25 protein-coding genes and 2 pseudogenes are annotated in these 26,161 nt (G+C 63.3%); 2 read left to right on the top strand and 25 right to left on the bottom strand.

Translation table 11 applies throughout. The features are described from left to right. Positions 1-13: 13 nt before the first annotated feature. The gene (locus IG197_RS28900; RefSeq protein ID WP_154384458.1) at positions 14-832 is read left to right on the top strand and encodes an IclR family transcriptional regulator; all 819 of its coding nucleotides are present in this window, start codon (positions 14-16) and stop codon (positions 830-832) included. A 9-nt stretch (positions 833-841) separates the two neighbouring features. On the opposite strand, the gene IG197_RS28905 is transcribed toward IG197_RS28900, so the two are convergent. The 22 genes and pseudogenes from IG197_RS28905 to IG197_RS36365 all read right to left on the bottom strand — a co-directional run. After that, positions 842-1,279, bottom strand: a complete 438-nt coding sequence (locus IG197_RS28905) for a RidA family protein (RefSeq protein ID WP_067968411.1) — start codon at positions 1,277-1,279, stop codon at positions 842-844. Positions 1,280-1,366: 87 nt separating this feature from the next. Next, positions 1,367-2,572, bottom strand: coding sequence for an amidohydrolase/deacetylase family metallohydrolase (locus tag IG197_RS28910; RefSeq protein ID WP_192320551.1), 1,206 nt, complete (start codon positions 2,570-2,572; stop codon positions 1,367-1,369). A gap of 1 nt (position 2,573) precedes the next feature. Next, positions 2,574-3,449 carry an ABC transporter permease gene (locus IG197_RS28915; protein WP_067967330.1) on the bottom strand — a complete coding sequence of 292 codons (876 nt, stop codon included), beginning with the start codon at positions 3,447-3,449 and terminating at the stop codon, positions 2,574-2,576. Further along, on the bottom strand, positions 3,449-4,390 hold the full coding sequence (locus IG197_RS28920; protein WP_192320553.1) for an ABC transporter permease: 942 nt from the start codon (positions 4,388-4,390) through the stop codon (positions 3,449-3,451). Before IG197_RS28920 ends, IG197_RS28915 begins: the two co-directional genes overlap by 1 nt. A 77-nt stretch (positions 4,391-4,467) precedes the next feature. Continuing rightward, positions 4,468-5,994 carry an ABC transporter substrate-binding protein gene (locus IG197_RS28925; protein WP_192320555.1) on the bottom strand — a complete coding sequence of 509 codons (1,527 nt, stop codon included), beginning with the start codon at positions 5,992-5,994 and terminating at the stop codon, positions 4,468-4,470. 539 nt (positions 5,995-6,533) lie between these two features. Then, positions 6,534-6,791, bottom strand: a complete 258-nt coding sequence (locus IG197_RS28930) for a hypothetical protein (RefSeq protein ID WP_192320556.1) — start codon at positions 6,789-6,791, stop codon at positions 6,534-6,536. After that, positions 6,788-7,303: pseudogene (locus IG197_RS28935) on the bottom strand (molybdopterin dinucleotide binding domain-containing protein); the annotation flags it as partial. The gene IG197_RS28930 and the pseudogene IG197_RS28935, both read right to left, overlap by 4 nt. Before the next feature lie 40 nt (positions 7,304-7,343). Beyond that, positions 7,344-8,138, bottom strand: coding sequence for an ABC transporter permease (locus IG197_RS28940; protein WP_192320558.1), 795 nt, complete (start codon positions 8,136-8,138; stop codon positions 7,344-7,346). Between the two features lie 10 nt (positions 8,139-8,148). Continuing rightward, the gene (locus tag IG197_RS28945; protein WP_192320560.1) at positions 8,149-9,012 is read right to left on the bottom strand and encodes an ABC transporter permease; all 864 of its coding nucleotides are present in this window, start codon (positions 9,010-9,012) and stop codon (positions 8,149-8,151) included. Continuing rightward, the gene (locus IG197_RS28950) at positions 9,009-10,115 is read right to left on the bottom strand and encodes an ABC transporter ATP-binding protein (protein WP_192320562.1); all 1,107 of its coding nucleotides are present in this window, start codon (positions 10,113-10,115) and stop codon (positions 9,009-9,011) included. The genes IG197_RS28945 and IG197_RS28950 overlap by 4 nt, the downstream gene beginning before the upstream one ends. After that, positions 10,115-11,170 (bottom strand): ABC transporter substrate-binding protein, encoded by a 1,056-nt coding sequence (locus tag IG197_RS28955; RefSeq protein WP_192320564.1) that lies wholly within the window; start codon positions 11,168-11,170, stop codon positions 10,115-10,117. The genes IG197_RS28950 and IG197_RS28955 overlap by 1 nt, the downstream gene beginning before the upstream one ends. Positions 11,171-11,227: 57 nt before the next feature. Beyond that, positions 11,228-11,890, bottom strand: coding sequence for an RraA family protein (locus IG197_RS28960; RefSeq protein WP_192320566.1), 663 nt, complete (start codon positions 11,888-11,890; stop codon positions 11,228-11,230). A gap of 14 nt (positions 11,891-11,904) precedes the next feature. Next, positions 11,905-12,708, bottom strand: coding sequence for a carbon-nitrogen hydrolase family protein (locus IG197_RS28965; protein WP_154384453.1), 804 nt, complete (start codon positions 12,706-12,708; stop codon positions 11,905-11,907). A gap of 105 nt (positions 12,709-12,813) precedes the next feature. After that, positions 12,814-13,710 carry a LysR family transcriptional regulator gene (locus IG197_RS28970; protein WP_067968402.1) on the bottom strand — a complete coding sequence of 299 codons (897 nt, stop codon included), beginning with the start codon at positions 13,708-13,710 and terminating at the stop codon, positions 12,814-12,816. Between the two features lie 502 nt (positions 13,711-14,212). Further along, positions 14,213-14,971 carry an ATP-binding cassette domain-containing protein gene (locus tag IG197_RS28975; RefSeq protein WP_192320568.1) on the bottom strand — a complete coding sequence of 253 codons (759 nt, stop codon included), beginning with the start codon at positions 14,969-14,971 and terminating at the stop codon, positions 14,213-14,215. After that, positions 14,968-16,182, bottom strand: a complete 1,215-nt coding sequence (locus tag IG197_RS28980; RefSeq protein ID WP_192320570.1) for an alanine racemase — start codon at positions 16,180-16,182, stop codon at positions 14,968-14,970. The genes IG197_RS28975 and IG197_RS28980 overlap by 4 nt, the downstream gene beginning before the upstream one ends. A gap of 10 nt (positions 16,183-16,192) precedes the next feature. After that, on the bottom strand, positions 16,193-17,170 hold the full coding sequence (locus tag IG197_RS28985) for an ABC transporter permease (RefSeq protein WP_067967298.1): 978 nt from the start codon (positions 17,168-17,170) through the stop codon (positions 16,193-16,195). 37 nt (positions 17,171-17,207) lie between these two features. Continuing rightward, positions 17,208-18,266 (bottom strand): substrate-binding domain-containing protein, encoded by a 1,059-nt coding sequence (locus tag IG197_RS28990; RefSeq protein WP_192320572.1) that lies wholly within the window; start codon positions 18,264-18,266, stop codon positions 17,208-17,210. Between the two features lie 72 nt (positions 18,267-18,338). Further along, entirely contained in the window at positions 18,339-19,394 is a 1,056-nt protein-coding gene (locus IG197_RS28995) for a substrate-binding domain-containing protein (protein ID WP_192320658.1), read from the bottom strand. A gap of 33 nt (positions 19,395-19,427) precedes the next feature. After that, positions 19,428-20,687 carry a M20 family metallopeptidase gene (locus tag IG197_RS29000; protein ID WP_067967291.1) on the bottom strand — a complete coding sequence of 420 codons (1,260 nt, stop codon included), beginning with the start codon at positions 20,685-20,687 and terminating at the stop codon, positions 19,428-19,430. After that, on the bottom strand, positions 20,684-21,898 hold the full coding sequence (locus tag IG197_RS29005) for an ROK family transcriptional regulator (RefSeq protein ID WP_192320574.1): 1,215 nt from the start codon (positions 21,896-21,898) through the stop codon (positions 20,684-20,686). Before IG197_RS29005 ends, IG197_RS29000 begins: the two co-directional genes overlap by 4 nt. A 398-nt stretch (positions 21,899-22,296) precedes the next feature. Continuing rightward, positions 22,297-22,592, bottom strand: a pseudogene (locus IG197_RS36365) (GMC oxidoreductase); the annotation flags it as partial. A gap of 6 nt (positions 22,593-22,598) precedes the next feature. Here IG197_RS36365 and IG197_RS36920 point away from each other — a divergent pair. Then, positions 22,599-22,772 (top strand): hypothetical protein, encoded by a 174-nt coding sequence (locus IG197_RS36920; RefSeq protein WP_263008201.1) that lies wholly within the window; start codon positions 22,599-22,601, stop codon positions 22,770-22,772. 42 nt (positions 22,773-22,814) lie between these two features. Here IG197_RS36920 and IG197_RS29020 read toward each other — a convergent pair whose 3' ends face one another. The 3 genes from IG197_RS29020 to IG197_RS29030 all read right to left on the bottom strand — a co-directional run bounded on the left by IG197_RS29020 (position 22,815) and on the right by IG197_RS29030 (position 26,081). After that, the gene (locus IG197_RS29020; protein WP_371746584.1) at positions 22,815-24,059 is read right to left on the bottom strand and encodes a glycine betaine/L-proline ABC transporter ATP-binding protein; all 1,245 of its coding nucleotides are present in this window, start codon (positions 24,057-24,059) and stop codon (positions 22,815-22,817) included. 4 nt (positions 24,060-24,063) lie between these two features. After that, positions 24,064-24,936, bottom strand: a complete 873-nt coding sequence (locus IG197_RS29025) for a proline/glycine betaine ABC transporter permease (protein ID WP_192320576.1) — start codon at positions 24,934-24,936, stop codon at positions 24,064-24,066. A gap of 140 nt (positions 24,937-25,076) precedes the next feature. Next, positions 25,077-26,081, bottom strand: a complete 1,005-nt coding sequence (locus IG197_RS29030; protein WP_192320578.1) for a glycine betaine ABC transporter substrate-binding protein — start codon at positions 26,079-26,081, stop codon at positions 25,077-25,079. Positions 26,082-26,161: the final 80 nt, after the last annotated feature.

Consider the following 26,161-nt stretch of genomic DNA (forward strand, 5'->3'; position numbering starts at 1 on the left):
CAGGAGCACGCCCTTGGACGCGATAACTCAATCCACTGATGCGACTGACGAACCGACGTCGGCAAACGGCGCCAGGCGTTCTCGGGTTTCGGGCATCGACCGCGCCCTGCAGGTGATCGACTATCTCTACGAAACCGGCGAGCCGGCGGGCGCCTATGCCATCGCCAAGGCGATCAAGGCGCCGCTGTCGACCGTCTACGTCATCATCGACGATCTCGTCGAGAAGAACATGCTGGCCCGCAGCCCCGATGGTTCCATCTGGCTTGGCGCGCGGCTCTACCACTATGGCCTCGCCTATGCGCGCTCGCTCGACTTCATGGGCGTCGCCAACCGCGAGATGCACGATCTCTGCCGCGACGTCGGCGAAACGGTCCAGCTCTGCGGCCGTGAAGGCGACCACATGCTGGTGCTCGCCATGGCCGACGGCCCGAGCCCGTTCCAGGTCGCCTCCCGTGTCGGCACGCGGGTGCCGCTGAACTGGACAGCATCCGGCCGGCTGCTCGTCGGCCATCTGCCCGAAGCCGAGCGCATCGACCTTTTCAAGCGTTGCGCCCGCATGTCGCCGACCGGTCGTGCAGAAGTGGATGCGACTGCCCTTTCGGCCGCCGCGGGCAAGGCGTTCCAGCAGCGGCTTTCGATGCAGATCGCGGAATCCGACTATGCGGTGGCCTGCATTGCTTCGCCGGTCTGCGACCGCGACGGGAAATGCGTCGCGACGATCTCCATCGTGCTGCCGGAGCAGAAGGTCCTGTCCGACGAGAGCCACTACACAGACCGCGTGCGCGCCTCCGCCGAGCGGATCGAGACCTCGATGGGTTGGCGCAACCGCTAGCGTCATCGCTCAGCTCCGAAGTGCCACGATCGCTTCGATCTCCACCGTGATGTTGCCGGGCAGAGAACCGAAGCCGACGGCCGAGCGCGCGTGGTGACCGGCCTCCCCGAACACATCGATGAAGAGATCAGAACATCCGTTGATGACCTGTGGGTGGTCTTCAAAATCAGGCGACGCATTGACCATGCCGAGCAGCTTGACGACGCGCTTGACCCTCGAGAGATCGCCGAGCGCTTCCTGCATCACCGCCAGCAGGTTGATCCCGACAAGGCGGGCGTGCTGATAGGCCTGGCTGACGCTGACACCTTCGCCGACCTTGCCCGTCCACAACCTGCCATCCGCCTCGCGAGGCCCCTGCCCCGAGAGATAGAGCATGTCACCCTCGCGCACATGGGTGACGAAGTTGGCGACCGGCGGCGGTGCCGGCGGAAGCTGGACACCCAGCATGATCAGGCGGTCGGCAGGACTTGCGGTTGCGGAGGCGGCGATGGCTTGGGAGGCGGTCAATTCAGGTCCAGTCTCTGGGATCATGTTTCAGCGCCACGACAGGCCATGGCTGTGACGCACGAGCTTGCGGGCGCGTGGCACGTATCGGCTGGCGGCAACGGCCTCCGATCCGATGATTGCGTAACGCGGTTCGAACAGGCGCTTGAGCCGTGAGGTGTCGCCGTTCGAATCGGTGGCTTCGAGGTCGCCGTCGACGAGATCGAAGATGGTGAAATCCGCACGCGCACCAACAGTGATCGATTTCGGCATTTCCACCTTGATCGCCGAGGCCGGCGCATGGGTGACGGCTTCGACGACCCTGCCGAACGGCATGCCGACCGACAGCAGCTTGGACATCGTCGTCGCGAGATCCCAGACCGGAAAATTCATCGAGTGGCCGTGCAGGTCGGTCGAGATCGAGAACGGCATCAATCCGCGCTGGATCGCGGCCTCGGCGACCTTGAACGAGAACGACGCGCCACCATGGCCGATGTCGAGCCGCACGCCTTCGGCAGCGCAACGCTCGGCGAGCGTGAACAGGTCCTCGTCTTCCATGATGCTCGACCCGGCCTTGCCGTTGAAGCAATGGGTGACGATGTCGCCGGGCCCAAGAATCTCCAGCACCTCGTCATAAAGGGCCGGCGGCTCACCGACATGGACCATCATCGGGATCTTCAGGATCTTGGCGATCTTCTTGCCGAGCTTGACCGGGGTCACGCCCCATGACCCCGTGATGACGTGGCTTGCACGCACCTTGATGCCGACGATGTGCTCACTGTTGTCGGCATAGCACTGCAGGATGCGGTCGAGATCGATGTCCTTGATGTCGCGCAGCTCCGGAACACGATTGCAGGCGACGAGGCCGATGGACCCGAGATTGAGGAATGCCTTGATGCGTTCGCGCGCGGGTTCGATGATATATTCGCGAAAGCCGTGAAAATTGGAGTCACCCGCTGAACCGGCGTCGACCAGCGTCGTCACGCCGCGTTCGACCCCGCATTCGGACGGCCGGATCGAGATGTCGGTGCCGCCGTACCAGACATGGACGTGCAGATCGACCCAGCCCGGCGAAATCCAGGCTCCCCTGGCGTCTATACGTTCCGCGCCTTCTGGCGCCTGAAGCGACGGTCCGACGGCTGCGATCATGCCATCCGCCCCCACCAGTATGTCGGTTGGCAGCGACGTGCTGTCGCCAAGGGCGACAGGCCTGACATTGGAAATGAGAAGGGGCTTGCCCGTTGCTGTGGCTGCCATCTTACATGTCCTTTCGCAGTCTCGGGTCGAGCATGTCCCTCAGGCCGTCGCCAACCAGCTGCAACGACAGCACCGAGAGAATGATGGCGAAGCCGGGAAAGTAGGTCATCCAGTCGGCTTGGCCGATATACTGGCGTCCACCGGCGATCATGGTTCCCCAGGTCGGGATTTCCGGGCTGACGCCCAGCCCCAGGAACGACAAGCCAGCCTCGGCAAGCATGGCGCTGGCGAACAGGAAGGTGCCCTGCACCAGGATCGGCGACACCAGGTTGCGCAGCACGTGCCGTGTCATGATGTGGAAGGTCGAGATGCCCATCGACTTCGCCGCCTCGACATAAGGCAGCTCGCGAATGACGAGCGTCGAGGCGCGAACAATGCGCGCCAGCCGTGGCGCATAGACGATCGACAGCGCCACGATCACCGTGACCAGCGACGGGCCGAGTGCTGCAACAAGAGCAATCGCCAGCAGGATGTCGGGGAATGCCATCATGGCGTCGATGAGCCGCGCGATCGGCGTGTCGAGCGAACGGAAGAAGCCTGCAAGCAAGCCAAGCGTCACGCCGATGAGCGCTGACAGCGTGACCACCGCAGCACCGACCAAAAGCGACAGCCGTCCCGCATAGATGGTGCGCGAGAAGATATCGCGGCCGAATTCGTCTGTTCCGAACCAGAACATCTCGCTCGGCGGCTTCAGTCGGTTGACGATGGAAAGCTTGGACGGCGAGTAAGGCGCGATCCAAGGCGCAAGCAGGGCAAGCAGGACAAAGACCGCCAGCACGATGACGCCAAAGGCGACGGTCTTGCGCTTCAACAGTCGGCGCAGGAACAGGAACTTCGGCTCCGGGGCCGGCAAGGATGCGGAAGCGAGATCGGTCATCAGTAACGCACCCTTGGATCGACCAGCAGATAGAGCATGTCGATGGCGAAGTTGATGAGGACATAGAGGCCGGCAATGACCAGCAGTGCACCCTGGATGACGGGATAGTCGCGCCTCAGCACCGCCGAGACCACAAGGTTGCCGACACCAGGTAGGCCGAAGACCGTTTCGGTGACGACAGCACCTGAGATCAGCACGGCGGCGGTCAACCCGACCACCGTCAGGATCGGGATCAAGGCGTTCTTGAGTGCGTGTCTCAGCACAACGCGCCGCTCGACGACGCCCTTGGCACGCGCCGTGCGGATGTAATCGTCGCCCAGAACGTCCAGCATCGAGGCGCGGGTAAAGCGCAGGATCAGCGCCGACGACACCAGGCCGAGTGCCACGGCGGGCAAGGTGAGATGGTACATCCTGTCGAGAAACGCCGCATCCGGCCCGCCGTAACCGGACACTGGAAACCATTGCTGGCGAACCGCGAACACCTGCATCAGGATCAGGCCCAGCCAGAAGCTCGGGATGCTGGCAGCCAGCATGGCAAGCAGCGTCGAGGCCTGGTCGATGAAGGACCCGCGCCGGTAGGCGGCATAGATACCGATGGGCAGAGCGATGACGCAGGCGATGGACAGCGAAAAGACGGTGAGGAAGAAGGTTGGCTCAGCGCGTTCCATCAAGGCTGCAGACACTGGCATATTGAGGAAAATCGAGTGGCCGAGATCGCCCTTCAACAGTTGGGCGACATAGAGAAAATACTGGACGAAAATCGACTTATCGAGGCCAAGGCGCGTCCTGAGCTCCGCTATGTCCTGGGGCGTGGCATCGGGCCCCAGCATGACGGCGGCCGGATCGCCTGGTGTGACGCGCACGATCACGAAAACGATCGTCACGACGATGAACATCACGACGATCATTCCGGCGATGCGCTGAAGGATATAGCGTATCATGGCAGGTCCCGTATCCGCGTTGGCTTCGCGGCAATGGGCGGGCGCCGGTCTGATCGGCGCCCGCTGTTGTCAGCGTCTTACTTCTTGATCGAAGCGTTCCAGAAATAAGGCCACGGAGCGGGATCCACGCCCTGGAGCTTGTTGGAAATCGAGCCCACGGCGTTGAAGTTGCCGATCTTGATGAAGGGCACGTCGCCGTAGATGACCTTCTGCACGTCGGCCCAGAGGGCCACACGCTTGGCCGGGTCGACTTCGGCGGTGAAGGCATCGACCGCTGCCTTGCGTTCCGGCGTGTCCCACCAGCCGGGCGCCGTCGTCGACAGCGAACCGATCAGAGCCGGCTCCGGCAGGAACGGGCTGTGGGTGATGTAGATGTCCCAAAGGCCCTTCTCGGCGCGGCGCTGGGTCAGCGTCGCCCAATCCACCACCTGCAGATCGACATTGAAGCCGGCGAGCTTGAGATACTCGGCAGCGACCTGCGCCATCTTGTAGTGGAACTCGTACTGGCGACTGGTCAGGATACGGACAGGCTCGCCCTTGTAGCCGGCAGCCGCCGCAGCAGCTTTGGCGCCTTCCGGATTGGCGACGTTGTAGTTGCCTTCAACGCCGGCATCGGTGCTCCAGGAGAAACTCGCCGGATAGATGTTGCCTTCGAGCCCGTAGAAATCGGTGCTGCCGAAAGCCGCAGCCAGCATGTCTTCCATACTGAGCGCTTGGCGGATCGCCTTGCGGACTTCGACGTTCTTCGCCGATCCCTCGGCCGTGTTGAAGACGAACACCGGATAACCGAACGGCTTCAGCACGATCGGCTGCGTCGCGGCAGCACCCTTCAGCTTGTCGAAGGATTCCACCGGCAAAGCGTCGACATAATCGTACTGGCCCGAGACGGCGGACTCAACGCGGGTGTTGGCGTCGGGCACCGGCACGAAGCGGATTTCGTCGAGGTAGGCATGGCGAGCGCCGCCATAACCGTCGCTCGCTTCCGATCGCGCCGTGTAGCCGTCGTAGCGCACGAGCTGGATGTACTGGTCGGCCTTGCGCTCCTTCAGCATGTAGGGGCCGGTGCCGACAAACTCGGCCATCGTGTCGGCCTGCTTCTCGGACGGAATGATGATCGCGGCCGAGTTGTTGAAGGCGAGCAGCGAGGCCAGTGGCGCATAGGGCTGCTTGAGCGCGATGGTGACGGTCGACGGATCGGTCGCAGTGATCGAGGCAATGAAGTTGCCGGCCTGCTTGCCACGCGAGGCGAGCTTGACCCAGCGGTTCAGCGAGGCGACGACGTCGGCCGAATCCATGTCGGTGCCGTCGTGGAACTTGATGCCCTGGCGCAGCTTGATGGTCATGGTCTTGCCGTCGGCGCCGATCTCCGGCAGCGCCTCGGCGAGAAGCGGGGTCACGGTCCATTTCTTGTCGAAAGTATAGAGCGTCTCGAACATATGCTGCGTGACGATGCCGACCAGGTCGGCAGTCGACGTCATCGGATCGAGCGTCGGCGGCTCGCCAATGGTGGCGACATTGATCACGCCGCCCTTTTCTTGCGCCATGAGATAACCCGACTGCGCCAGCAGAAGTGCTGCAGCCAAGGATGCAAGTTTCAGCTTCATTGAACGTCCTCCCTAACGTATTCCATTTTTATGGAATATAAGCTGTTATTAGAGAGTACATGAGCGATTTCCGCTGTCAATGCCCGTGACGAAGAAGCTGGGAATCTCGGTACAATGCCAAGTATCTCTGGCATTTTTCACAACCCATCCATCCAGTTTCTTTGGAAGAAATGCCTCGATGAAGGAAACCTTGAATTTTCTGGGCTACGACAAGGTCGGCGACACACTTTACGAATTGTCGTCCAACGCCCGTTCATCTTGAAGCCATCAGGCCTTCCAACATCGATACCGACTGGGGCTTTCCAGCACACAGACATGGATCCACTCTTGTCTCCAGCCCGCGTGAAGGGCGGCTGTTTGTGCTGGCATGACGGGCATGGAACCGGTAGCGGAACCTAGGCACAGGCGACCTAGCCCGCCCCAGTCGAAGCCGGCATCGCTTCGCGAGGATCGCGGAATGCTCGCCTCCCCGGCGCCAGACGCAGACATCCTGAGTGGTCACCCCCACCGCGCGATTGGAATGCTGCGTTTGGTCTCCGTCACAAGCTCACGACATAATGCGTGCGCCTTGTCCTTGGCTCGCGCTTGGTGATCCTAAGCAAGGCCCCGGCCTCGTCCAACGCATTTACCTGGCGCAACACCCGCGAGTGCGCGACGCCAAAGATGCGGGCGAAGCTGCGGCCGTCATGGGCGATGTCCATCTCGTCTGCCGCGACAACGGCAGCCTGGAGTTTGCTCAGATCGGGATATACCTGCAGGACCTGCTCCACTGCCGCCATGAAGGCGCCATCACTCACGACACCTGGGCCTCGCGGAGCCGGAACGACACCATGATCGACTTGGATGTCGGCGTGGCGCTTTCGATGCCGGCGCTGGAGAGCGGCACGAGCACGTTGAGCTCGGGATAATAGCCGGCAAGGCTACCGCGCGGGACGTCGTAGGGCACGAAGCGGAAATTGCGGGCGACGCGCTCGATACCGTCATCACGCGCACCGACGACATCGACGCGGTCCCCTGCCCGGGCACCTATCGCCTCGAGGTCGTCCGGGTGAATGAAGATCACCTCCCGCTCGCCATAGACGCCGCGGCAGCGGTCGTCGAGGCCGTAGACGGTGGTGTTGTATTGGTCGTGCGAACGGAAGGTCTACAGCGCGAAGCGTCCACCGCTCTTGCGGGCGCGCTGATGCACTGTCTCCTCCGGCAGCGGCCCGGCGGCGAAGGTCGCCTTGCCGGCCTGCGTGTTCCATTCCCGATGCGCCGCGGCATTGCGCAGATGGAAGCCGCGCGGCTTGCGCAGCCGCCTGTTGTAGCTGATCCGGTTGAACCCGGCGGTCACAGCCGCCGGACACCTATTTCACGAAGGCCTTGCCCAGTCCCATGGCCCGTTCGACGACCATGATGACGCCAAGCGTCAGCAGGATCAGCAGCGCCGAGGCTGCGGCCACCAGCGGGTCGGCCTGGTTGTAGACATAATTGTAGAGTTCGACCGGGAGCGTGCTGATGCGCGGGCCGGTCAGGAACAGCGTGATCACCACCTCGTCGAAGGAGACGAGAAAGCAGAGCGCTGCAGCCGCGACGATGCCGGGAGTGAGCATCGGCACCGTGACGCGGAAGAACACTGTCAGCGGCTTGGCGCCGAGCGTGCGTGCCGCCTCCTCGCAGGCCCTGTCCTGGGTGCTGAGCGACACCGCCAGCACGCGCAGCGCATAGGGCAGTGTCACCACCAGATGGGCAAACACCAGTCCCTGCATCGTCGCCAGCAATCCGAAGGAGGCAAAGACGATCAGGATGGCGAGGCCGAGCACGATGGTGGGCAGAAGCAGCGGCGCGGTGAAAAGGTTGAACAGAAAATCCCGCCCAAGAAACTTCAGCCGCGTCATCACATAAGCCGCCGGCACGGCAATCACGATCGACAGCGCCGTGACGATCGCCGCCAGCGACAGGCTCGTCCAGAACGCCTTCAACATCTGGCTGTTGGCAAACAGCGCCTCGTACCAGCGCGTCGACCAGAAGGTCGGTGGGAAGCGCAGCACCTGGTCACCCGAAAAAGACAGCGGGAAGACGAGCAGGACGGGCGCAAGCAGATAGGCAAACAGCACGAAGACGAGGATGCGCATCGGCCAGGATGTCTTGTGGATTTCCATGATGCCCTCCTCAGTCCAGACGCCGCAGCACGGCGGAATATGCCCAGAGTGCCGCCCCGAAGACGATGAGCACCAGGATCGACAGCGTCGAGGCCAACGGCCAGTTGAGCGTCACGATGGCCTGGTCGTAGATCTCGGTGGCGAGCAGGAAGACGCGGCCGCCGCCCATCAGCTTGGGCGTGATGAAGGACGACACTGCGAGCACGAAGCACAAGAGGCAACCGAGGGCGATGCCGGGCAATGTCAGCGGCAGGATCACCTTCAGGAAGGTCCGCGACGGAGTGGCGCCAAGCGTCCGCGCGGCCTCCTCAACGCGCGGGTCGAGCCGCCCGAAACCGGCCATCAGCGCCAAGATCATGTAAGGCATCAGGATCTCGGTCAGGCCGATGAAGACACCCTTGATGTTGAACATCAGGCTGGGCGCCGGCAGTCCGACGCCCTTGATGGCGCTGACCACCGGGCCGTCGTCGACAAGAATGGCAATCCAGCCATAGGTACGCACAACCGCCGAGGTAAGCAGCGGCGAGATGACGAGCACGGTGAGGAAAGTCCGCCACGAGCCGGTCGACCGATGCAGGTAAAGCGCGATCGGATAGGAGACGACCAGCGTCGTCAGCGTGATGGCGAGGCTGATCCAGACCGAGTTGAAGACCAGTTCGAGATAGAACGGATCGCTCAGCAGCCCGGCCCAGTTGTCCCAGGTGAAGACGTTCTCGATGCCGCCGCCGATGCGCGACTTGTTGAACGAATAGCGAGCGAGGTTGAGCACCGGCAGGATGAAACCGATCGCATTGATCAGCGCGATCGGCAGGAGCAGCATGACGGCCAGTTCGCCGTTGCGCCATTGGCGCGGGAGGGTGGCTGCCGCGCTCATTGGCCGCCGCCCGGATAGACCAGCGTGTCCTCGGCCGACCAGCCGAGCACCACACTGTCGCCGACGCCGACCGGCCTGCGCTCGCGCCGCGTCGCCTCTTCGACCACGATCTCGTCGTCGCCGACACGAACCCCGTACTGGACGAGGTCGCCGACGAAGGTGAGGCCCGACACTGTGCCCTTGACCTTGTTGTCGGCTTCCCTGGTGTCGCCCGCCTGACCCTGGAGATGGATCCGGTGCGGCCGCACGAGGACCTCGACAGCCCCGGGGGCGACCGTGGTGGCGGAGCGGAGCTGTTGTCCGGCAGCCGAGAGGACGCCATCCGACCCGATCTTGCCCTTGAGCTTGTTGGTGCGGCCGACGAAGTTGGCGACGAAGGCCGTTGCCGGCCGCTCATAGACCTCGGTCGGCGTGCCGAACTGCTCGACATGACCGTTTCGCATGACAACGACGCGGTCGCACATCGACAGCGCCTCAACCTGGTCATGGGTGACGAACACCGCGGTGATGCCGCTCTCCTGCTGCAGGGCGCGGATCTGGACGCGCATCTCGTCTCGCAGCTTGGCGTCGAGATTGGACAACGGCTCGTCGAGCAGAAGGATCGACGGCTGGATCACCAGCGCACGGGCAAGTGCTACGCGCTGCTGCTGGCCGCCCGAAAGTTCCTTGGGCTTGCGGTGGGCGAGATGGCTGAGTTGCACCATTTCGAGCGCCCGGCCTGCCCGCTCCTCCGCCTCGCGTCCCGAGACATTGCGCATCTGCAGACCGAACTGGACGTTGCGCGAGACGTTCATGTGCGGGAACAGGGCGTAGCTCTGGAACACCATGCCAATGTCGCGGTCATGGATGGGAAGGCGCGTGATGTCGCGCCCTCCCACCACGATGTGGCCACGGGAGGGCGTGTTGAGCCCGGCGATGATCCTGAGCGTCGTGGTCTTGCCGCAGCCGGACGGGCCGAGGAACGCAACCATTTCACCTTTGCGGACCGAAAGATCGAGCGACGGGATGACATTGACGTTGCCGAAGCTGACGCCAATGTTTTGCAGCCTGAGATGCTCTTCGGGGGCGGAAGAGACGGGCATGTGCGACTCCCGAACCAACATCAGCGGCTGAGCGGGATGACGCGGCGGCGCCACTGCTCGGTGATGGCCTCGCGGATCTTGGCGACCTCGAGCCAGTTGATGGCGATCATCTTGTCCATCACGCCGGCCGCCGTGCGTTCGAGCGCCTTTTCCGAGATCAGTGCGGCGGCCTTCGCGTTGGTCGGCGCATAGAACATCTGTTCGGTGAACGCCGCCTGGGCCTCCGGGCTCAGCGCATAGTCGACGAACTTCTTGGCGCTTTCGCTCGCTGGCCCGCCCTTGACCAGGCCGATGACGTTGATCTGGAAGCCGCTGCCTTCCTGGGGCAGCACGACGCCGAGCTTGCCGGCCGACAGGTCGGAATAGACCTGGGCGCGTGCGTTCCAGCCGATGCCGATGGCAGCCGTGCCGCTGGAGATGGGCTGGTAGACGTCGGGGCGCGGTTCCCAGGTCTGGACATTGGGCGCCAGTTCCTCGAGCCGCTTGATGCCGGCGTCGACGCTCTGGATGTAGTCGGTGCCGCCGGCCATCTTGTCGGTAATGATGGTCAGCGTCGTGCCCTGGATGTCAGGCACGGCTGGGATGGAGACCTGCTTGGCGTATTGTGCGTCCCACAGCGCATTCCAGGAGGTCGGTGCTTCTTTCACCTTGTCGGTGTTGTAGAGCAAGACAAGGTTGTCGAAGGTCACGCCGACGGCGTTGACGCCGTCGGCCCTGGCCTGCGGGTAGAGGTCGGCGAGGTGCTTGGTGACGGTCTCGTCCATCGGGGCGAAGATGCCCTCATCGGTGGCAGCCTTGGCCACCGAGACGTCCATGATGGCGATGTCGATCTGCGGCGCGCTGACCTGGGCGCGGAGCGTGCCGAGCATCTGGGCCGAGTTCGGCATGCCGTAGAACTCGACCTTGACGTCGGGGTTGGCCTTCATGAAGGGCTCGACGACGGCCTTCACGTAGTTTTCCTGGAAGATGCCCGAATAGGCGGTGAGTACCACCGTGTCGGCCATCGCCGCCGATGCGGCGATGGACATGGCAAGCGCTGTCAGGCTCACGCCGGCGGCGCGTTTGAATGCAGTCATCAGATATTCCTCCGTTCCTGAACCGAAATTGTTCCCGTTTGTCGATATTGGGCCGCGTCAGGCGGCCGAGGCGTCCACGATCCTGGTGGCGCCTGAGATGTCCGGCAGCTTCTCGCCGTTGCGCAGCCGCTCGAGCAGGACGAGCTCGTTCTGCTGCATGCCGATGGCCTTGTCGGCCGCCCATTCGGCCTTCGCGGGATCGAGCACAAGGACGCCGCTCTCGTCGGCGATGATGGCATCGCCCGGGTTGACCGTCTGGCCGCCGACCGACACCGGCACGTTGATCGCGCCTTCGAGGCCGAGGATCTTTGTGGTGATCGGCGACGGGCCGCGGCACCACATCGGCAGATCGACCCGACGGATCTCCGAGAAGTCCGTCGCCGGGCCGTCGATGACGGCGCCGACGATGCCGCCGAGCTTCATCGAATGAGTCACCACGCCGCCCCAGCAGGCGTGCTTGTTGTCGCCGCAACGGTCAACGACGACGAAATCGCCCGGACGGACCAGCTTGGTGAGATAGTGCAGGATGGTCGAGTCGGCATGAGGCAGGCGCACGGTCACGGCAGTGCCGGCGATGCGCTTCTCCGGCAGCACGGCGCGCAGCTCGCGATCCATGAAGCCCGAATGCAGGAAGTGGCCGACGGTAGCTGTCTCGACATGCTCCATCTTCTTGATGAGGTCAGGCGCGATCTGCTGCGGCATGGCATTGACGACGAACATTGGGGGGCAGCTCCTTAGAGGACGTGGTGCTGGGCGACTGGCACGTCGCGGCGAACATTGGCGACGCGGTTCAGGTCGACCGTGGCGGTGGCCGAACCAACGCCGTCGGAGCACTGGGCGACCATCAGGCCCCAGGGGTCGATGACCATCGAATGGCCCCAGCACCATTTCTTGCCTTCGGCATGGGCGCCGGTCTGGCCGACGGCGACAAAATAGGTCTGGGTTTCGACGGCACGGGCCCGGGCCAAAAGCTCCCAGTGATCCTTGCCCGTCATCAGCGTGAAGGCGGCCGGCAGGACGATGACGTCGGCACCCTTGTCGCGCAGGGCACGGAACAGCTCGGGGAAGCGGATGTCGTAGCAAATGGCGCAGCCGACGGTCGTGTCGCCGACCTTGTAGGTCACCACGTCTTCGCCGCGGCTGATCGTATCGGACTCGCGGTAGGAGACGCCGCCGGGCGTGTCGATGTCGAACAGGTGCATCTTGCGATATTTGGCGATCTCCTCGCCCTTCGGCCCGAACACGACCGTCGCATTGTAGTGGTTGTTGCCGGCCTTCTCGACCATGGAGCCGCAATGCAGGGTGACGCCGAGTTCCCGCGCCAACGACGCCATCCGCTTGTAGGAAGCCCCGTCGGGGAAATATTCGCCGCTGCCATGGACCGCGTCGCGACCCTCGCCGAGGAAGGCGAAATATTCGGGCAGCACCACCAGCTCCGGCTTCTCCGCGGCGACCACCTCGCGCACCAAACGCTCGGCATCGTCGAGGTTCCGCGCCTTGTCGGAACCGGAATTCATTTGCACCATACTGATCTTCATCGAAGTCCTCCAAGTCTCATCTGGAGGTATCGTCAGGCCTCGGCGAGGTGATGACAAACGATAAAGAATTGTCGTCCCCGATAGAAAAAACTTGTGCACCCAAGGCTACGCCGAAACGCCCATCGTGTGCAGCGACGCCTCTCGCGCGATCACCGAAAGCATTGATGGAATTAGATTTTCAGGATCATCGGCATAGACGGCATGGAGCTTGAGCGCCGGGAACTGCGGCGTGATCGAGAGCAGCTGCAGCACGCCCGACGCGATCATCGGCGCCACGAGCGGCAGCGGCAACAACGCGACGCCGACACCATCGCAGGCGAGCCGCGACATCGCCGAAAGCGAGTTCGAATTGGAGATCACGGGGGGCGACACACCCAGTTCCTCGAACTGCCGGAGCAGCCAGATATGCGGCACGCTGTTGCGCGAGAAGGTCAGCACTGGATAGGCGCGAAGGTCCTCCAGATTGAGCCTGCTGTCGCCAAGACCGAAGGAGGGCGCGGCGACCCAGACGCATTCCATGCTGCCGAGGTCGATGTTCTTGAGGCCCGGGCTCAGCACCGGGCCCATCAGCAGCGCGAGGTCCAACCGCCGCTCGCTCACCTCGCGCCCGATCGCCAGCGACGTGTCGACATTGAGATCGAGCCCGAGCGAAGGAAAACGCTCCTTCACGCGTTCGATGAAGTTGGGCAGCCAGGCATGCACGATCGAATCGATGGTGCCGATCGTCACCGTTGCCCTCAGCTGCTGCGGGCTGCCGATCGCCACCTTGAAACTTGTCGCCGCCTTGAGCAGTTCCTCGGCCGGCTGCAACGCCCGCTGCCCGATCGTCGACAGCCGCACGCCGCCGGGCAAGCGCTCGAACAGCTCGCAGCCCATCTCCGCTTCCAGGCTGGCGATGCGATTGGAAACGGCCGCTTGCGTCGCGTTCAGCCGATCAGCCGCGGCGCGAAAGCTCCCCAGCCGGGCGACCCAGACGAAGGTTTCGACGAAGCGCAGGTTCATCGCCGATCCATAGTCCAGCCAATCGGCCAAGACAAATCAAAGTCGGCACTTCGTCACCATCGCGCCTGTAGCTGCTCGACATACGAGAAGTGGCGATCACAATCCGCTGTCGCCGCAGGTCGGCACCCAACTGGTCAGGCACTTTCAGCATAGCATTTCGACAATGCCCTGCATCAACGTGCGTTCCAGCGCCAAGCGGCCAAAACCGCTCACAAAAAAGACCCGCGGCAACACCGCGGGTCCATGGTTTTGGCATATCCGAGTACACTGGGAGCCCCTCACCAAATCCGGACGGCCGCCGGAGGGGACACTGTCAGCAAGGCAGCTTGTTCTAGCCGCAGCGGCGCATCGTGGACGGGGCGTTCTGGAAGAACCGATCGTCGCCAGCGGGAGCCCAGGCGAGATTCCCCTGCTGCTCGACAAGCTCTCGAGTATTTCAGATCTGGCGCGACATTTGAGTTTCAGTCATTCGCTTTGCCGGCTCCAAAACCCGGGCGCGCAGTCAGCTCTGCTGCAGACCGGTGATCATTGCGATGATCTCGTTCTTGTCGGTCTTGCTGGTCTCGCGCACGCCGATCTGCTTGCCGCGGCGAAGCACGCAGATGCGGTCGGAGAGCTTGAAGACCTGATCGAGGCTGTGGCTGATGATCAGGACGCCGATGTTGCGGGTCTTCAGCGAGGCGACGATCTCTTCCACCTTGGCGGTTTCCGCGACGCCAAGCGCGGCGGTGGGTTCGTCGAGCAGGATCAGCTTGCTGGCCCAATGCGTCGCGCGGGCGATGGCGACACCCTGACGCTGGCCGCCTGAAAGGTCGCGGATCGTTGAATGCGCGGAGGGGATGCGGACATCGAGTTCCGTCACCAGCTTTTCCGTCTCGGCGATCATCCGGCGCCGGTCGAGAAGGCCTAAGGCATTCGTCGGCTCGCGGCCAAGGAACATGTTCATGTAGACCGTCTGCTGGTCGGCGAGCGCGAGGTCCTGGTAGACGACCTCGATGCCATGTGCACGCGCCATCGTCGCATTGGACATCGCGACGGTTTCGCCCTCGATGGCGATCGACCCGGAAGTCGGCAGGTATACGCCCGAGATGATCTTGATCAGCGTCGACTTGCCGGCGCCGTTGTCGCCGACCAGGGCGACGATTTCGCCTGGATAGACCTCCAGTGAAAAGTTCTCGATGGCGACGATGCCGCCAAAAGTCTTGCGGATGTCATTGAGCCCAAGAACGGGACGGCCGCTGACGGCAGCGTTCGTGTTCATGCCCTGCCCTCTTCGATCGGCCAGGCTGTGGTTTCGCCGAATGAATTCTCGATGCTCTCCACCTTCGGCACGCCTGACGAAATGCCGGATACACCGACGACATAGGCCCGGGTGACAAACGCTTGTCCGCGGAATCCAAAGACGGCAGTGTCGCCGGGCTTTGGCGCGCCAGGGCCGGTCGCGTCGATCATCGCGTAGTAGTCGATGGCCGAGGGCGGCGGGATTTCGACGCTGCGCAAGGCGCCTGCCGCGACCGTCGGCTCGTCGGAGACGATGGCCTTGACGTCGTAGTCCGGGAAAATCGGGTCGATGTAGAAGCCACCACCGAAACAATAGGCCTTGCCGCCCGAGAGGTGGGAGACTTCGGTGAGATAGAGCATGGCGGGTAACTCCGGCAGGTCATCCACGACATGAAGGGCCGTGGTGCCATGCAGGCCATTGCCAGGCTCGCATTGCGTGGCGCCGGCTTCTGCCAGTGCGGCAAGCAGCACGCTTGAGGTCGTGCCGGGAGCGTTGACCTCGATATTCCGGCGCCCAACCCTCGCCAGCGCCTCAGCGGTTTTCGTCAGCGTTGCGAGATTGGGCGTCGGCAGGACCTTGCGGGCCTGGTGATCGAAGAGCAGCGCCGGGAAGGTGGTGATGCCGGCGAAACGGCCGCCATCAAGGCTGTCGAACATGCCGGCGACCTCAACGACGTCGGCCGCCTCGAACCCGCCTTCGTGACCGCGGTAGAACGTATCGCCTTCGGCATGGATGCGGGCGAGCAGGTTCTGTACGCGCCCGGCAGCCTTGGCGCCGGCTGCGGCCTCGCGCGCCTTTGTCTCATTGAACACGGTCCAGTAATCCGGCTGAAGCACCCTTGCAGCTCCATTGGCCTCGTGGCGGGCGACCTGCTGGAGATGGCCGAGATGGCCAAGCTTGAGGCCGGCCCTGTGGGTCGCCTTGGCACAGGCCATATCGACGGCCACGGAACGCTCGATGCCGCCGCGCAGGATCGCCTGGCAGGCCGAGCTCGAGCGGCCGAACTGCTTGGTCATGGCAAAGATCTTCAGGCCGAGCCGCGTCGCCTCGTCCTTGAGGACACCGGCGTTACGCTCGATCGTATCGAGGTCGACCACATAGGCATTGGCCGGGATCTTGCCCTCGCGGTGAAGTTTTTGCGCAGCTTCGACGAAGCCTGGATTGCGCCGGCGCAAGACGTCGAGAAACATTCGATCCTCCTCAGCGGGACTTTTCGCGCAGCGACACGGCGACTGCGGCAAGAATGATGAGACCGCGAACGATCATCTGGTCGGAAACGGAAAGGCCCATCAGGATGAGACCATTGTTGAGCATGCCCATCATCAGCGAGCCGACGAGCGCGCCGATGATCGAGCCCTTGCCGCCATTGAGCAGCGTGCCACCAACGATGACGGCAGCGATGACCGTCATCAGGTCGGTCTCGCCGAGCGTGTATTTCGCGGCTTGCAGGCGACCGGCATAGAGCAGGCCGGCAAGGCCGGCGAGCGCACCTGAGATCATCAGTACGGCAAGCCGCATCTTCGGCACCGAAATGCCGGAAACACTGGCCGCCCGGGCATTGTCGCCGATCGCCAGGACATGCGCGCCGAAACGGGTTTCACGATACAGGATATGACCGAAGGCGACCGCAATCGCCGTCCACCAGATGAGCGACGGAATGCCGAGCAGCGATCCGGAACCGAAGAAGCCGGTGAAGGCCTCATTAGTGACGGGAATGCTGCGCAGGTCTGTCATCGATCGCGACACACCGGCAAACAGTCCCAGCGTCGCAAGCGTGACAAGGAAGGACGGCAGCCTGACATAGGCGACGAGCACACCATTGACGAGGCCGATCAACAGGCCGCATCCGAGCCCCGCCAAGACGCCGGGGACGAGGCCGTAACCCTGCATGGTGACCGCGGCAGCAAGCGCTGCCACGGCAACCGTCGAGCCGATGGAGAGGTCGATCTCTCCCGCCGACATGACGAAGACGAGGCCGATGGCCATGATCGTCACCGGCGCGGTCTGCAGCACGATGTTCGAGAGGTTGCGGACGGTCAGGAACCCGCTGTCCTTCAGCACGATGGCGAAGAACAGGAAGATCGCCAGGAAGCCGACGTAGACGACATATTGCTGCAGGTTGACGCGGCCGGCCAGCCCCGCCGCGCGGACCGCGGCACCCTGATTGGTACTGGACATGATTTATCTCCGTGAATGAGAGCCGACCGGACGTGGCTTATTTCAGGGCATCGGCAATGGATTGCGGGACGTCCTTGTTCAGCGACGTCTTCCAGCCCTCCTTCACCGTGTCCTTGGTGACGGCTAGGGAATCGACGACGAGAAAGGGCGCAGCCTCCTTGCCGAGCATCGCGCCGGCCGCCGAGCGGGCTGCGGTTACGCCGATATTGTAGGCCTCGTCGGCGATCAGCGCCGCGACGCTGCCGCCCTTGACCATGTCGAGCGCCGCCGGCTCATTGAGGTCGAGGGTGACGATCCTGGTGTGGCTGTTGCCCGCCGAGCGCAGCGCGGACAGTACGCTCAGGGCCGGCTCAGCCCAGGTAACGTAGATGCCGTCGAGGTCGGGGTGCTGCGTCACCATCGCCTGGGCGATCTCCTCGCTGCGGGCGGGATCGGCCATGCCCTGCTCGGCGACGATCTTCATGTCAGGATAGTCCTGCTCGATGGTCTTCTTGAAGGCCTGGTCGCGCTGGTTGGTCACGTAGAAATCGGCGTCATGGAAGATGTAGCCGACCTTGCCCTTCTTGCCCAAGGCGTCGGCCATCGCGATGGCGGCCTTGCTGCCCATCTGGAACAGGTCGTCGGAAACGATCGTCACATAGTCCTTGCCATGTTCGTAGCCGGCCGGCGAATTGTCGACGAAGGCGAGCTTGACCCCGGCGGCGCGGGCTGGATCGTAGACGGCGGCGGCGCTGGCCGGATCGACCGGAAGCGACACGATGATCGATGGCTTCTTGGCCAGCACCGTCTCGACATCGGCCTTCTGGCGCGCGCCGTCAAAGCCGGCATCGGTCTGCGCAACGACCTCGATGCCGAGGCGCTTGAATTCGTCCTGGGCACCGGCATTCACCGCATTGGTGTATTCGCTCATCTCGTGCCAGACGAGGGCAGCGGTAAACCTGCCATCCTTGATGTTCTGTTCTTCCTCGGCTGTCAGTGTGACGGTGCTTGCGGCCGTCGGCCCTTCGCCATGCGGTCCTGTCGTCGCGCCGTCTGCCGCGTAGGCGTGAGCGCCAAGAAGGCCGGTCATCAAGGCCAGTGTCGTTGCAATGCGCATGGTTTCCTCCCGTGAAACTGCGATACTCGGGTTACGGGACTGCGGCGGCCTGGCGCCGCCGCAGTCAGGCGGTCACTTCGCTGCGTCGAGCACCGATTGCGGCGCGTCGCGGTTCAGCGAGTCTTTCCAGCCTTGGGACACATTGTCCTTGGTGACCGTCAGCGCCGGGGCAACGACGAAGGCCGGCGTCTCCTGACCGAGCAGCGACTTCATGCCGGCAGCCGCCATGGCGCGGCCGAGTTCATAGGCCTTGTCGGCGACCAGCGCCGTCACATTGCCGCCCTTGACCATGTCGAGGGCGACCGGCTCGGCGAGATCGAGCGTGACGATCTTCGTCTTGGTGTTACCCGCGCCGCGCAGCGCCGCCAACACGCCGTCCGCCGGCTCGGCCCAGGTGACGTAGATACCGTCGAGATCCGGATTTTTCAGCAGCATCGCATTGGCCAGCTCCTCGGCGCGCGCCGGATCGGAAATGCCCTGCTCCGCGACGATCTTGATGTCAGGATAGTCCTTCTCGATGGTCGACTTGAATGCCTGGTCACGCTGGTTGGTGACGTAGTAGGTGGCGTCGTGGAAGATGTAGCCGACCGTACCCTTGCCGCCGATGGACTTGGCCAACGCATCGGCCGCCTGCTTGCCCATCTGGTAGAGGTCGTCGGTAACGATCGCGGCGTAGTCCGTACCGTGCTTGTAGTCCTTTGGCACATTCGACAGGAACACCAGCTTGGCGCCGTCGGCGACGGCCTGGCGGAACGCTTCGGCCGACGTCACCGGATCGAGCGGCAATGCCAGGATGACGTTCGGCTTGGCGGCAAGTGCTGTCTCGATGTCGCTGCGCTGGCGCGCGGCGTCGAACTGGGCATCCGTCGTCACGGCAATGTCGATGCCGGCGCGCTTGAACTCATCGGTCGCGCCCTGGCCGACCGCATTGGTGAAGTCGGACGAGGTGTGCCAGAGCAGTGCTGCCTTGTAGCCCTTGTCCTTCAGCGCCGCGATGTCAGCGTCACTGAGCGTGACTTCGGAACTCGGCGTTGCTGCCTCACCGGCCGGGCCGACGGTCTGGGCAATGGCAGTTCCGGCGCTCATGATAAGACCGGCGGTTAAGGCTCCGGTCAGCCATTTTGTCATCTGCATGGTCTCACTCCCTTTGGTTCGGATGGTTCAGTCAACTGTTCCGCAAAAACGCGCCATGAAGGCCGCAAAGCCGATGACGCCCGCGAGAAATTCTTCGATCTCGACGTGTTCGTTGTAGGTGTGGCAATTCCGGATATCGCCGGGCGCGCAATAGACCGCGGGGATACCGAGCCGGTTCACGAAGAAGGGCGATTCCGACCAGAACGGCGCCCCTTGAATGGTGCCGCGCCCGGACAGCGCGCTACCGATCGCCTGCGACAGCATCGCAACCTCAGGGGAGCCCGCATCAATCTCCGCTGCCGTACCGCCGAGTGCATGGTCTCGGCCGGCAGGGTAGGAAAAGTCCACCGCGATATCCGGGTCGTCGATGGCGCCACGCACGGCGGCTTCGATCTCTGCGGCTGCCTGGTCGAGCGACTCGCCCGGCAGAAGCTTGCGGATCAGCGACAATTCGCATTTTTCCGGGACGGCGATGTAACCGCCACCGCTGAGCCCGGTGATCAGCAGGAAGGAACGGCCGACAAGCGCGTGCTCGGCGCGAGCGGAAATTACCTCGGAGTGTTTCCACAGTGCGCTCATCGCCGCGTGGCTGGCGCGCAGCGCATCCTTGCCGAGTTCCGGCACACCGAAATAGGCCGAGCGCCCAGTGATGGTAATGTCGGTGATGAAGAAGCCGATCTGCGCCGGGTAAACGGCAAGCTGCGTCGGCTCGACATAGATGACGAAATCAGGCCGCTCGACCTCGCCGGCCTCCATGCGTGCCACGTAGTCCTTGATGCCGGCCGAGACGCCGGTGCCCGGCTGGCCGCTCTCCTCGTCGCCGACAAAGGCGAAAGAAACGTCACCGGCAAGCTGGATCCCTGCCGCATCGAGAAGCGCCATGGCAGCAAGCGACGAAGTGATGCCGGCCTTGAGGTCGCCTGCCCCACGGCCCCAGATCGCGCCGTCGACGATGGCCGCGCCAAAGGGATCCTCACGCTCGGTACCGGCCCAGTTTTCGCGCCAGCCATCGACATGGACGACGTCGGTATGGCCGATGAAGAGCAGGCGTTTGCCGCCGCCGGCACCTTTGCGCTCACCCCAGACATTCGGCCGCCCGGGCAGGAAATCTGCCGTCGTCACGTCGGAGAGGCCGAGCTTGCGCATCGCGTCGGCAAGATAGGCGACGACATTGGCCTCGTTGCCGGTGATGCTGTCGCGATGGATCGCACCGCGGAACAGGTCGATGGCTGCATCGCCATCGAGTGCCGCGCGAAGACGGCCGAAAAGGTCGCTTTCTACCGTCATTCTGCGGACTCCTGGGGGGATTCCGCGCCGGTAGGCGGAAGGGAAAGGCCGGCATTCGGCGTTGCGACGCCGAAGAGCGTGTTGTGCAGCTGGCTGAGGCCAACCGCCGTCGCCCCGACAAGTGCCGCCCGCGCCCCAAGTTCGCCGGAGACGACGTCGACCGGGTAGGGAAAGCACTGCGGCAGGAAGTGGCGTGCGCGCTCCAGGATTTCTGGTCGAAGGCCGATGGAGCCGCCGAGGATCACGAGTTGCGGGTTGGCGATGGCGCAGATTGCGGCAATGCCGCAGGCGACCTGACGCGATGTTTCGTCGATGGCGGCAACGGCCGCTGCGTCTCCGGCTGCGGCGCGTTCAAATATGACGGGAACGCTGATGTTCTCGCCGGTGGCAGCTTCGTAGCGCTCGATGATACCGTGCGTGGCGACCGCGCGTTCATAGGCACCGACCCGAAGCGACTCCGGATCGAATGGATTGGCGCCAATCGGCAGGAAGCCCATTTCGCCGGCCGCGTTGGCCGCGCCGCGCACGAGATTGCCTCCAAGGATGAGCCCGCTGCCGATACCCGTGCCGAGCGCCACATAGGCAAGATTGTCGATACCCTGCCCCTGGCCTTGCCAACTTTCGCCGAGTGCCGCGAGGTTGACGTCGTTTTCAAGAACGACGTCGAAGCCAAGCGCTTGCCTGAAGGCCTCCAGCACATCCATGGTGTCGAAATCGCGGATATTCGGCGCAAGCAGCACCCGGCCGGTGCGGTTGTCGGGCGCACCGGGAACGCCCACGACTGCAAGCCGCAGTTTGTCACGCGCCACCTTGGCCCTTTCAGCGGCCGAAAGCGCCATACCGGCGATCTGCGTGACGAGCGGCCTGCCTCCGCGCAGATCAGTCGGAGCTGTATCTTCGATGACGATCTGTCCGGCAAGATCGGTCACCGCCACACGAACCTTGGTGCCACCCAGGTCGACGGCGACGATGAAAGCGGCATCGACGACCAGCTCATAGGTAACTGCCGTACGCCCGACATGACCACTCGTGCGCCCGGTCTCGCGCACCCAACCGCCATCCTCCAGGTCCCGGACGATTTCGGATATCGTCTGCTTCGAGAGCCCCGTCAGCTTGGCGATGGAGGCGCGCGAAATCGGCCCACCCTGAACGATCGCTTCCATGACGGAGCGCTGCGAGAATTGCCGGGAGATACGTGGTGCATCGGTCATATCGGCTCTATTTAGTTCGTTCTGTCACCGAACTAAATATCAATATACCTGCTTCGTCAAGATGATTTCAAACTGTGTCGCCAGGCGAAGGCTTGCCTCCTCCTTCGGCGCCAGTCCGCAGTGTGGCGCGAGCGCAGACCGACCTGGCTGCAGCTCCGCCAACACGGGTCTTCCAGTACGACCGGCCCGAACGGCTCTTCAGGATGGGCGATGATGTCGCGTACGAGATCGGCGATCTCAGTGTCCGATTACGCCGTCCGCATCGGGTAACAACGACGAGCGGATGGAAGAGTTGTCGAAATCGTTGACGGCGTTGGCGCAGTAGTCGTCAGATGCGTGCCAGGCACGGTGCACGCCCATGCTACGGCGCTCAGGCTGAAGGCGACGAAACCGGCTGCTGGCTCGCTGGCGCGCTGAGTCCGGCCGACGCCGGGCGCGATCCCGATGGCGGCGTTCGATGCGGCGAGCAGGAGGTTGCCGCGCACGATGTCGTCGGCGTTCGGCTCGGTCGGGAAGACCGAACTGTCGATCACCTGAGGCCCTCGATGCCCCTCACCTTCAGCTGGCCGTCGACGACGGCCATCGCATCCTCGCCCATGCGGCACGAGCCGCAAGGGTGGTAGGTGCTTTCCATCGTCTCGCGCACCCAGGCGTAGATCTCGCCATTGTCGCGCACATGTTGGGGCCACGGCGCACCTAGGTGACCGAAACTCCGATTTGCGGCGTCGATTTCGCCTGGGCTGCGGCGACCCCGCACATGGAAGGCACGCTGCTGCTGTTGCTTTCCGGCGCCTACATCGGCTTCCTCCCCGACCATTATGCCGAGGAGTCGGTGGCAAAGGCGATCTGCAGCTCCTGCTGCCCGAGCGCATGACCTTCGAGGATCCGTTTTACATCGCCTACCCCCGCTCGCGCCTCACGCGCGGCAGAGACCCTGGCCCAGGCGATCATCGGCCGCATTCGATGATCGCTTTACAACATCATCGAGCACCTGCGGCCTCTGGCGATGGTCCAAGTAGGCGGCGCCGCTCGACCGACACAGCGACTTAAATGCCAATTCGCGAGTGAGGACTCCGGCGGGCGCTCCACCGTCCATGACCACGACGGCATCTTCATCCGCCAGGAGCGGAAAGGTCTGGCGAAGTGTCGCCGCAGCGTCGATGCATGCAGCCCTCTTCGCACTATCCGGCTCGCCTGAGGTAACAACGCGCATCTCCGTACCATGCGTGACGATCACCGCCGGATGTTGGCGCAACAGCACGGCGGCCTCGTCACCCGTGGCTTCCGCCTGCGTCAGGACGGGAACCTTGGCAAAGGCGTCGTTGGCATGGAGCGCACGCGACAGGTCGACCTTGCGGACGAAACGCTCGACATAGTCGTCCGCCGGGCGGAACAGGATCTCTTCGCCGGTGCCGACCTGGCGCAACTCGCCATCCTTCAGAATGGCGATGCGATCACCGAGATGCAGGGCTTCATCGAGATCATGGGTGATAAAGATGATGGTCTTCTTCAGCCGTGCCTGGATCTGCTTCAGCTGTTCCTGCATGTCGCTTTTGATCAGCGGGTCGAGCGCGCTGAAGGCCTCGTCCATCAAGAGCACGTCTGCCTGCGTCGCAAGCGCCCGGGCGAGGCCAACCCGTTGCTGCATGCCGCCCGAGAGCTGGCGGGGAAAGCGGTGCTCGAACCCCTTGAGGCCGACGAGTTCGAGCTGCTCCATGCCGCGTGTCAGCGCCTCGCGCCGATCCACGCCCTGCAGGATCGGCCCGCAGATCGTGTTCTCCAGCACCGTCTGATGCGGCAGCAGACCGAAGCGCTGGAACACCATGGAAATGCCGCTGCGACGAAACGCCAACAATTCCCTCGCGTTCATGTCCATGATGTTGCGGCCGTCGACCAGGATGCGGCCGGCTGTCGGCTCGATCAGCCGGTTGAAATGACGGATCATCGTCGACTTCCCGGAGCCCGAAAGACCCATGATGACAAAGGTCTCGCCGCGGCGGATCGAGAAATCGATCCCCCTGAGGCCAACGATGCAGCCGGTCTTCTGCAGGACCTCGGCCTTCCCGGCGCCAGCGTGGAGTGCAGCCATTGCATCGTCCGGTCGGCTGCCGAAGATCTTGTAGACCTTATCGACCTGAATTTTCACGTCCGAAACGGTCACGATCCTACTCCCCGTGCTCGAGGTGTTTCTGGGCACGCCTGCCGTAGGACTGTGCGATGCGGTCGAAAATCACGGCGAGGAAGACGATGGCGATGCCGGCGACAAGGCCACGGCTTACCTCCAGCCGCTGGATCCCCTGCAACACCTGGTAGCCGAGCCCGCCGGCGCCGATCATCGATGCGATGACCACCATCGACAGCGCCATCATCGTCGTCTGGTTGATGCCGGCCATGATGGTCGGCAGGGCGAGCGGGATCTGGACCCTCACCAGCTTCTGGCTTGGTGTCGCACCAAAGGCGACAATCGCCTCGACCACCTCGCCGTCGACCTGGCGGATGCCGAGATCGGTCAACCTGATGACAGGTGGAATGGCGAAGAAGACGGTGGCGAGGATGGCCGGGATCTTGCCCGGCCCGAACAGCATGACGAAGGGGATCAGATAAACGAAGATCGGCAGCGTTTGCATGATGTTGAGCAACGGCAAGGCAATCGAGCGCAGCCTGTCGGACCGCGCCATGACGATGCCGAGCGGAATGCCAACCACAACGGCGACAACGGTCGCGGCGAGCATCAGCGCTACCGTCGCCATGGCGTCGTTCCACAGGCCAACAGCGCCGATGAAGAACAGCATGACGATCGCGCTGCCCGTCATTCGCACGTTACGCGAGGCCGAGTAGGTCAAAAGGGCGATGCCGGCGATCGTGACATACCAGGGCAACCATTGCAGGAAGGCCTCCATGGCACCGAGCAGCTTGAGCAGCGGTGCAAGCAACCGCTCGAGCGTGTCGCCGTAATTGGCAACGACCCAGCTGAAACCGTCATCGATCGCGAAGCGGAGCCCGCGCGTGTCCAGAAGCTCGGGAAAATTGTCTGCCACGGCATGACCCTTTCAAGGTTGGCAACCCGCGGCTCTCGCGGAGGCGGCCAGTTGCCGACGTTCCGCGGACAAGCGCCATGGGCATCGTATGCGAAGGGGCGGCCGCGCCCGGGGGAAGATACGCGGCCGCCAGGCTGCGATCAGAGCGCAGCCTTCACCTTCTCGGCGACATCGGCCGGGACCCATTTCGTCCAGATCGTTTCGTAGTTCTTGAAGAAATAGGCGGCGACTTCCTCGGGCGAAGCCTTGTTGTCGTCGCCCCAGGCCAGCACGTCGCTGATCTCGACGTTGGGCACCTGCATCTTCGACAGGAACTCGGCCACGGCAGGCGCCTTGTCCTTGAGTCTGGTGGTGGCCGCGACCGCAACTTCACCGACCGCCCAGCCCGTCAGTTCCGGCTTTTCGCATTTGGCATCGGTGAGGCAGGTGAATTTTGCCTGGTCGTAGGCCGGCATCTCGAGAACCTTGAGCTTGTACTTGCCGATCACTTCGGTCGGGCCCCAGTACCAGCCGATGAACGGCTTCTTGCGCGAGACCTGCCTGGCGATCATCGCCTTGAGGTTCGCACCCGAGCCGGTCGGATAGACCTCGTAGGTCGCTTCCAGGTCGAGCGCCTTGACCAGATTGTTGGTGATGATCTCGCAACCCCAGCCGGGCGGACAGGCATAGAAGCGGCCTTTGCCCGGGCTCGACGCGTCCTCGAACACCTGCCAGTTGTTCTTGAGATCGCTGACGGAGCGGATTTCCGGATGAGCCTCGGCGATGTAGTCAGGAATCCACCAGCCTTCCTGGCCGCCGCTGGCGAAGATGTCTCCCGCCTTGTAGACGGTTCCCTTGGCCAACATCTGGTCCCATGTCGACTTGACGGTGGAGACCCAGAGCTCGGGTGCGATGTCAGGCTCTCCCTTGGCCAGCATGGAAGATGCGGTCGGCACGGTATCGCCGGGCACGATCTGGACGTTGCAGCCATAGCCTTCGGCCAGGATCTCCTTGGCGACATAGGCGAGCGTACCGGCAGACAGCCAGGTCATTTCGGCGATCGTGATCGGGTCCTTCGTCCCGCATTCCGTGGCCTCGGCGGCATTGCTGCCGAGCACCATGCAGGCAAGGCACACTCCCGCAAGAATGGATGTCTTGAGCTTCATCGCAGTTCCCTTTGTTGTCGTTGTGATGGCCTCGAGGGATACGATGTCGAAAGCAGTCACTTTTATCAAACCGAAATAAC

Origin of the sequence: Aminobacter sp. SR38 (genome assembly GCF_014843375.1) — a bacterium.
Lineage (GTDB): Bacteria > Pseudomonadota > Alphaproteobacteria > Rhizobiales > Rhizobiaceae > Aminobacter > Aminobacter ciceronei.

Coding starts and splice junctions, on each gene's coding strand:
- IG197_RS28955 (WP_192320564.1), bottom strand. CDS start 11,170: ATGACTGCATTCAAACGCGCCGCCGGCGTGAGCCTGACAGCGCTTGCC.
- IG197_RS28945 (WP_192320560.1), bottom strand. CDS start 9,012: ATGAGCGCGGCAGCCACCCTCCCGCGCCAATGGCGCAACGGCGAACTG.
- IG197_RS28960 (WP_192320566.1), bottom strand. CDS start 11,890: ATGTTCGTCGTCAATGCCATGCCGCAGCAGATCGCGCCTGACCTCATC.
- IG197_RS28905 (WP_067968411.1), bottom strand. CDS start 1,279: ATGCTGGGTGTCCAGCTTCCGCCGGCACCGCCGCCGGTCGCCAACTTC.
- IG197_RS29000 (WP_067967291.1), bottom strand. CDS start 20,687: ATGACGGTAGAAAGCGACCTTTTCGGCCGTCTTCGCGCGGCACTCGAT.
- IG197_RS28970 (WP_067968402.1), bottom strand. CDS start 13,710: ATGAACCTGCGCTTCGTCGAAACCTTCGTCTGGGTCGCCCGGCTGGGG.
- IG197_RS28980 (WP_192320570.1), bottom strand. CDS start 16,182: ATGTTTCTCGACGTCTTGCGCCGGCGCAATCCAGGCTTCGTCGAAGCT.
- IG197_RS28965 (WP_154384453.1), bottom strand. CDS start 12,708: ATGAAGATCAGTATGGTGCAAATGAATTCCGGTTCCGACAAGGCGCGG.
- IG197_RS28925 (WP_192320555.1), bottom strand. CDS start 5,994: ATGAAGCTGAAACTTGCATCCTTGGCTGCAGCACTTCTGCTGGCGCAG.
- IG197_RS29005 (WP_192320574.1), bottom strand. CDS start 21,898: ATGACCGATGCACCACGTATCTCCCGGCAATTCTCGCAGCGCTCCGTC.
- IG197_RS29030 (WP_192320578.1), bottom strand. CDS start 26,081: ATGAAGCTCAAGACATCCATTCTTGCGGGAGTGTGCCTTGCCTGCATG.
- IG197_RS28990 (WP_192320572.1), bottom strand. CDS start 18,266: ATGCGCATTGCAACGACACTGGCCTTGATGACCGGCCTTCTTGGCGCT.
- IG197_RS28920 (WP_192320553.1), bottom strand. CDS start 4,390: ATGATACGCTATATCCTTCAGCGCATCGCCGGAATGATCGTCGTGATG.
- IG197_RS28950 (WP_192320562.1), bottom strand. CDS start 10,115: ATGTTGGTTCGGGAGTCGCACATGCCCGTCTCTTCCGCCCCCGAAGAG.
- IG197_RS28985 (WP_067967298.1), bottom strand. CDS start 17,170: ATGTCCAGTACCAATCAGGGTGCCGCGGTCCGCGCGGCGGGGCTGGCC.
- IG197_RS28910 (WP_192320551.1), bottom strand. CDS start 2,572: ATGGCAGCCACAGCAACGGGCAAGCCCCTTCTCATTTCCAATGTCAGG.
- IG197_RS28995 (WP_192320658.1), bottom strand. CDS start 19,394: ATGACAAAATGGCTGACCGGAGCCTTAACCGCCGGTCTTATCATGAGC.
- IG197_RS28975 (WP_192320568.1), bottom strand. CDS start 14,971: ATGAACACGAACGCTGCCGTCAGCGGCCGTCCCGTTCTTGGGCTCAAT.
- IG197_RS28940 (WP_192320558.1), bottom strand. CDS start 8,138: ATGGAAATCCACAAGACATCCTGGCCGATGCGCATCCTCGTCTTCGTG.
- IG197_RS28915 (WP_067967330.1), bottom strand. CDS start 3,449: ATGACCGATCTCGCTTCCGCATCCTTGCCGGCCCCGGAGCCGAAGTTC.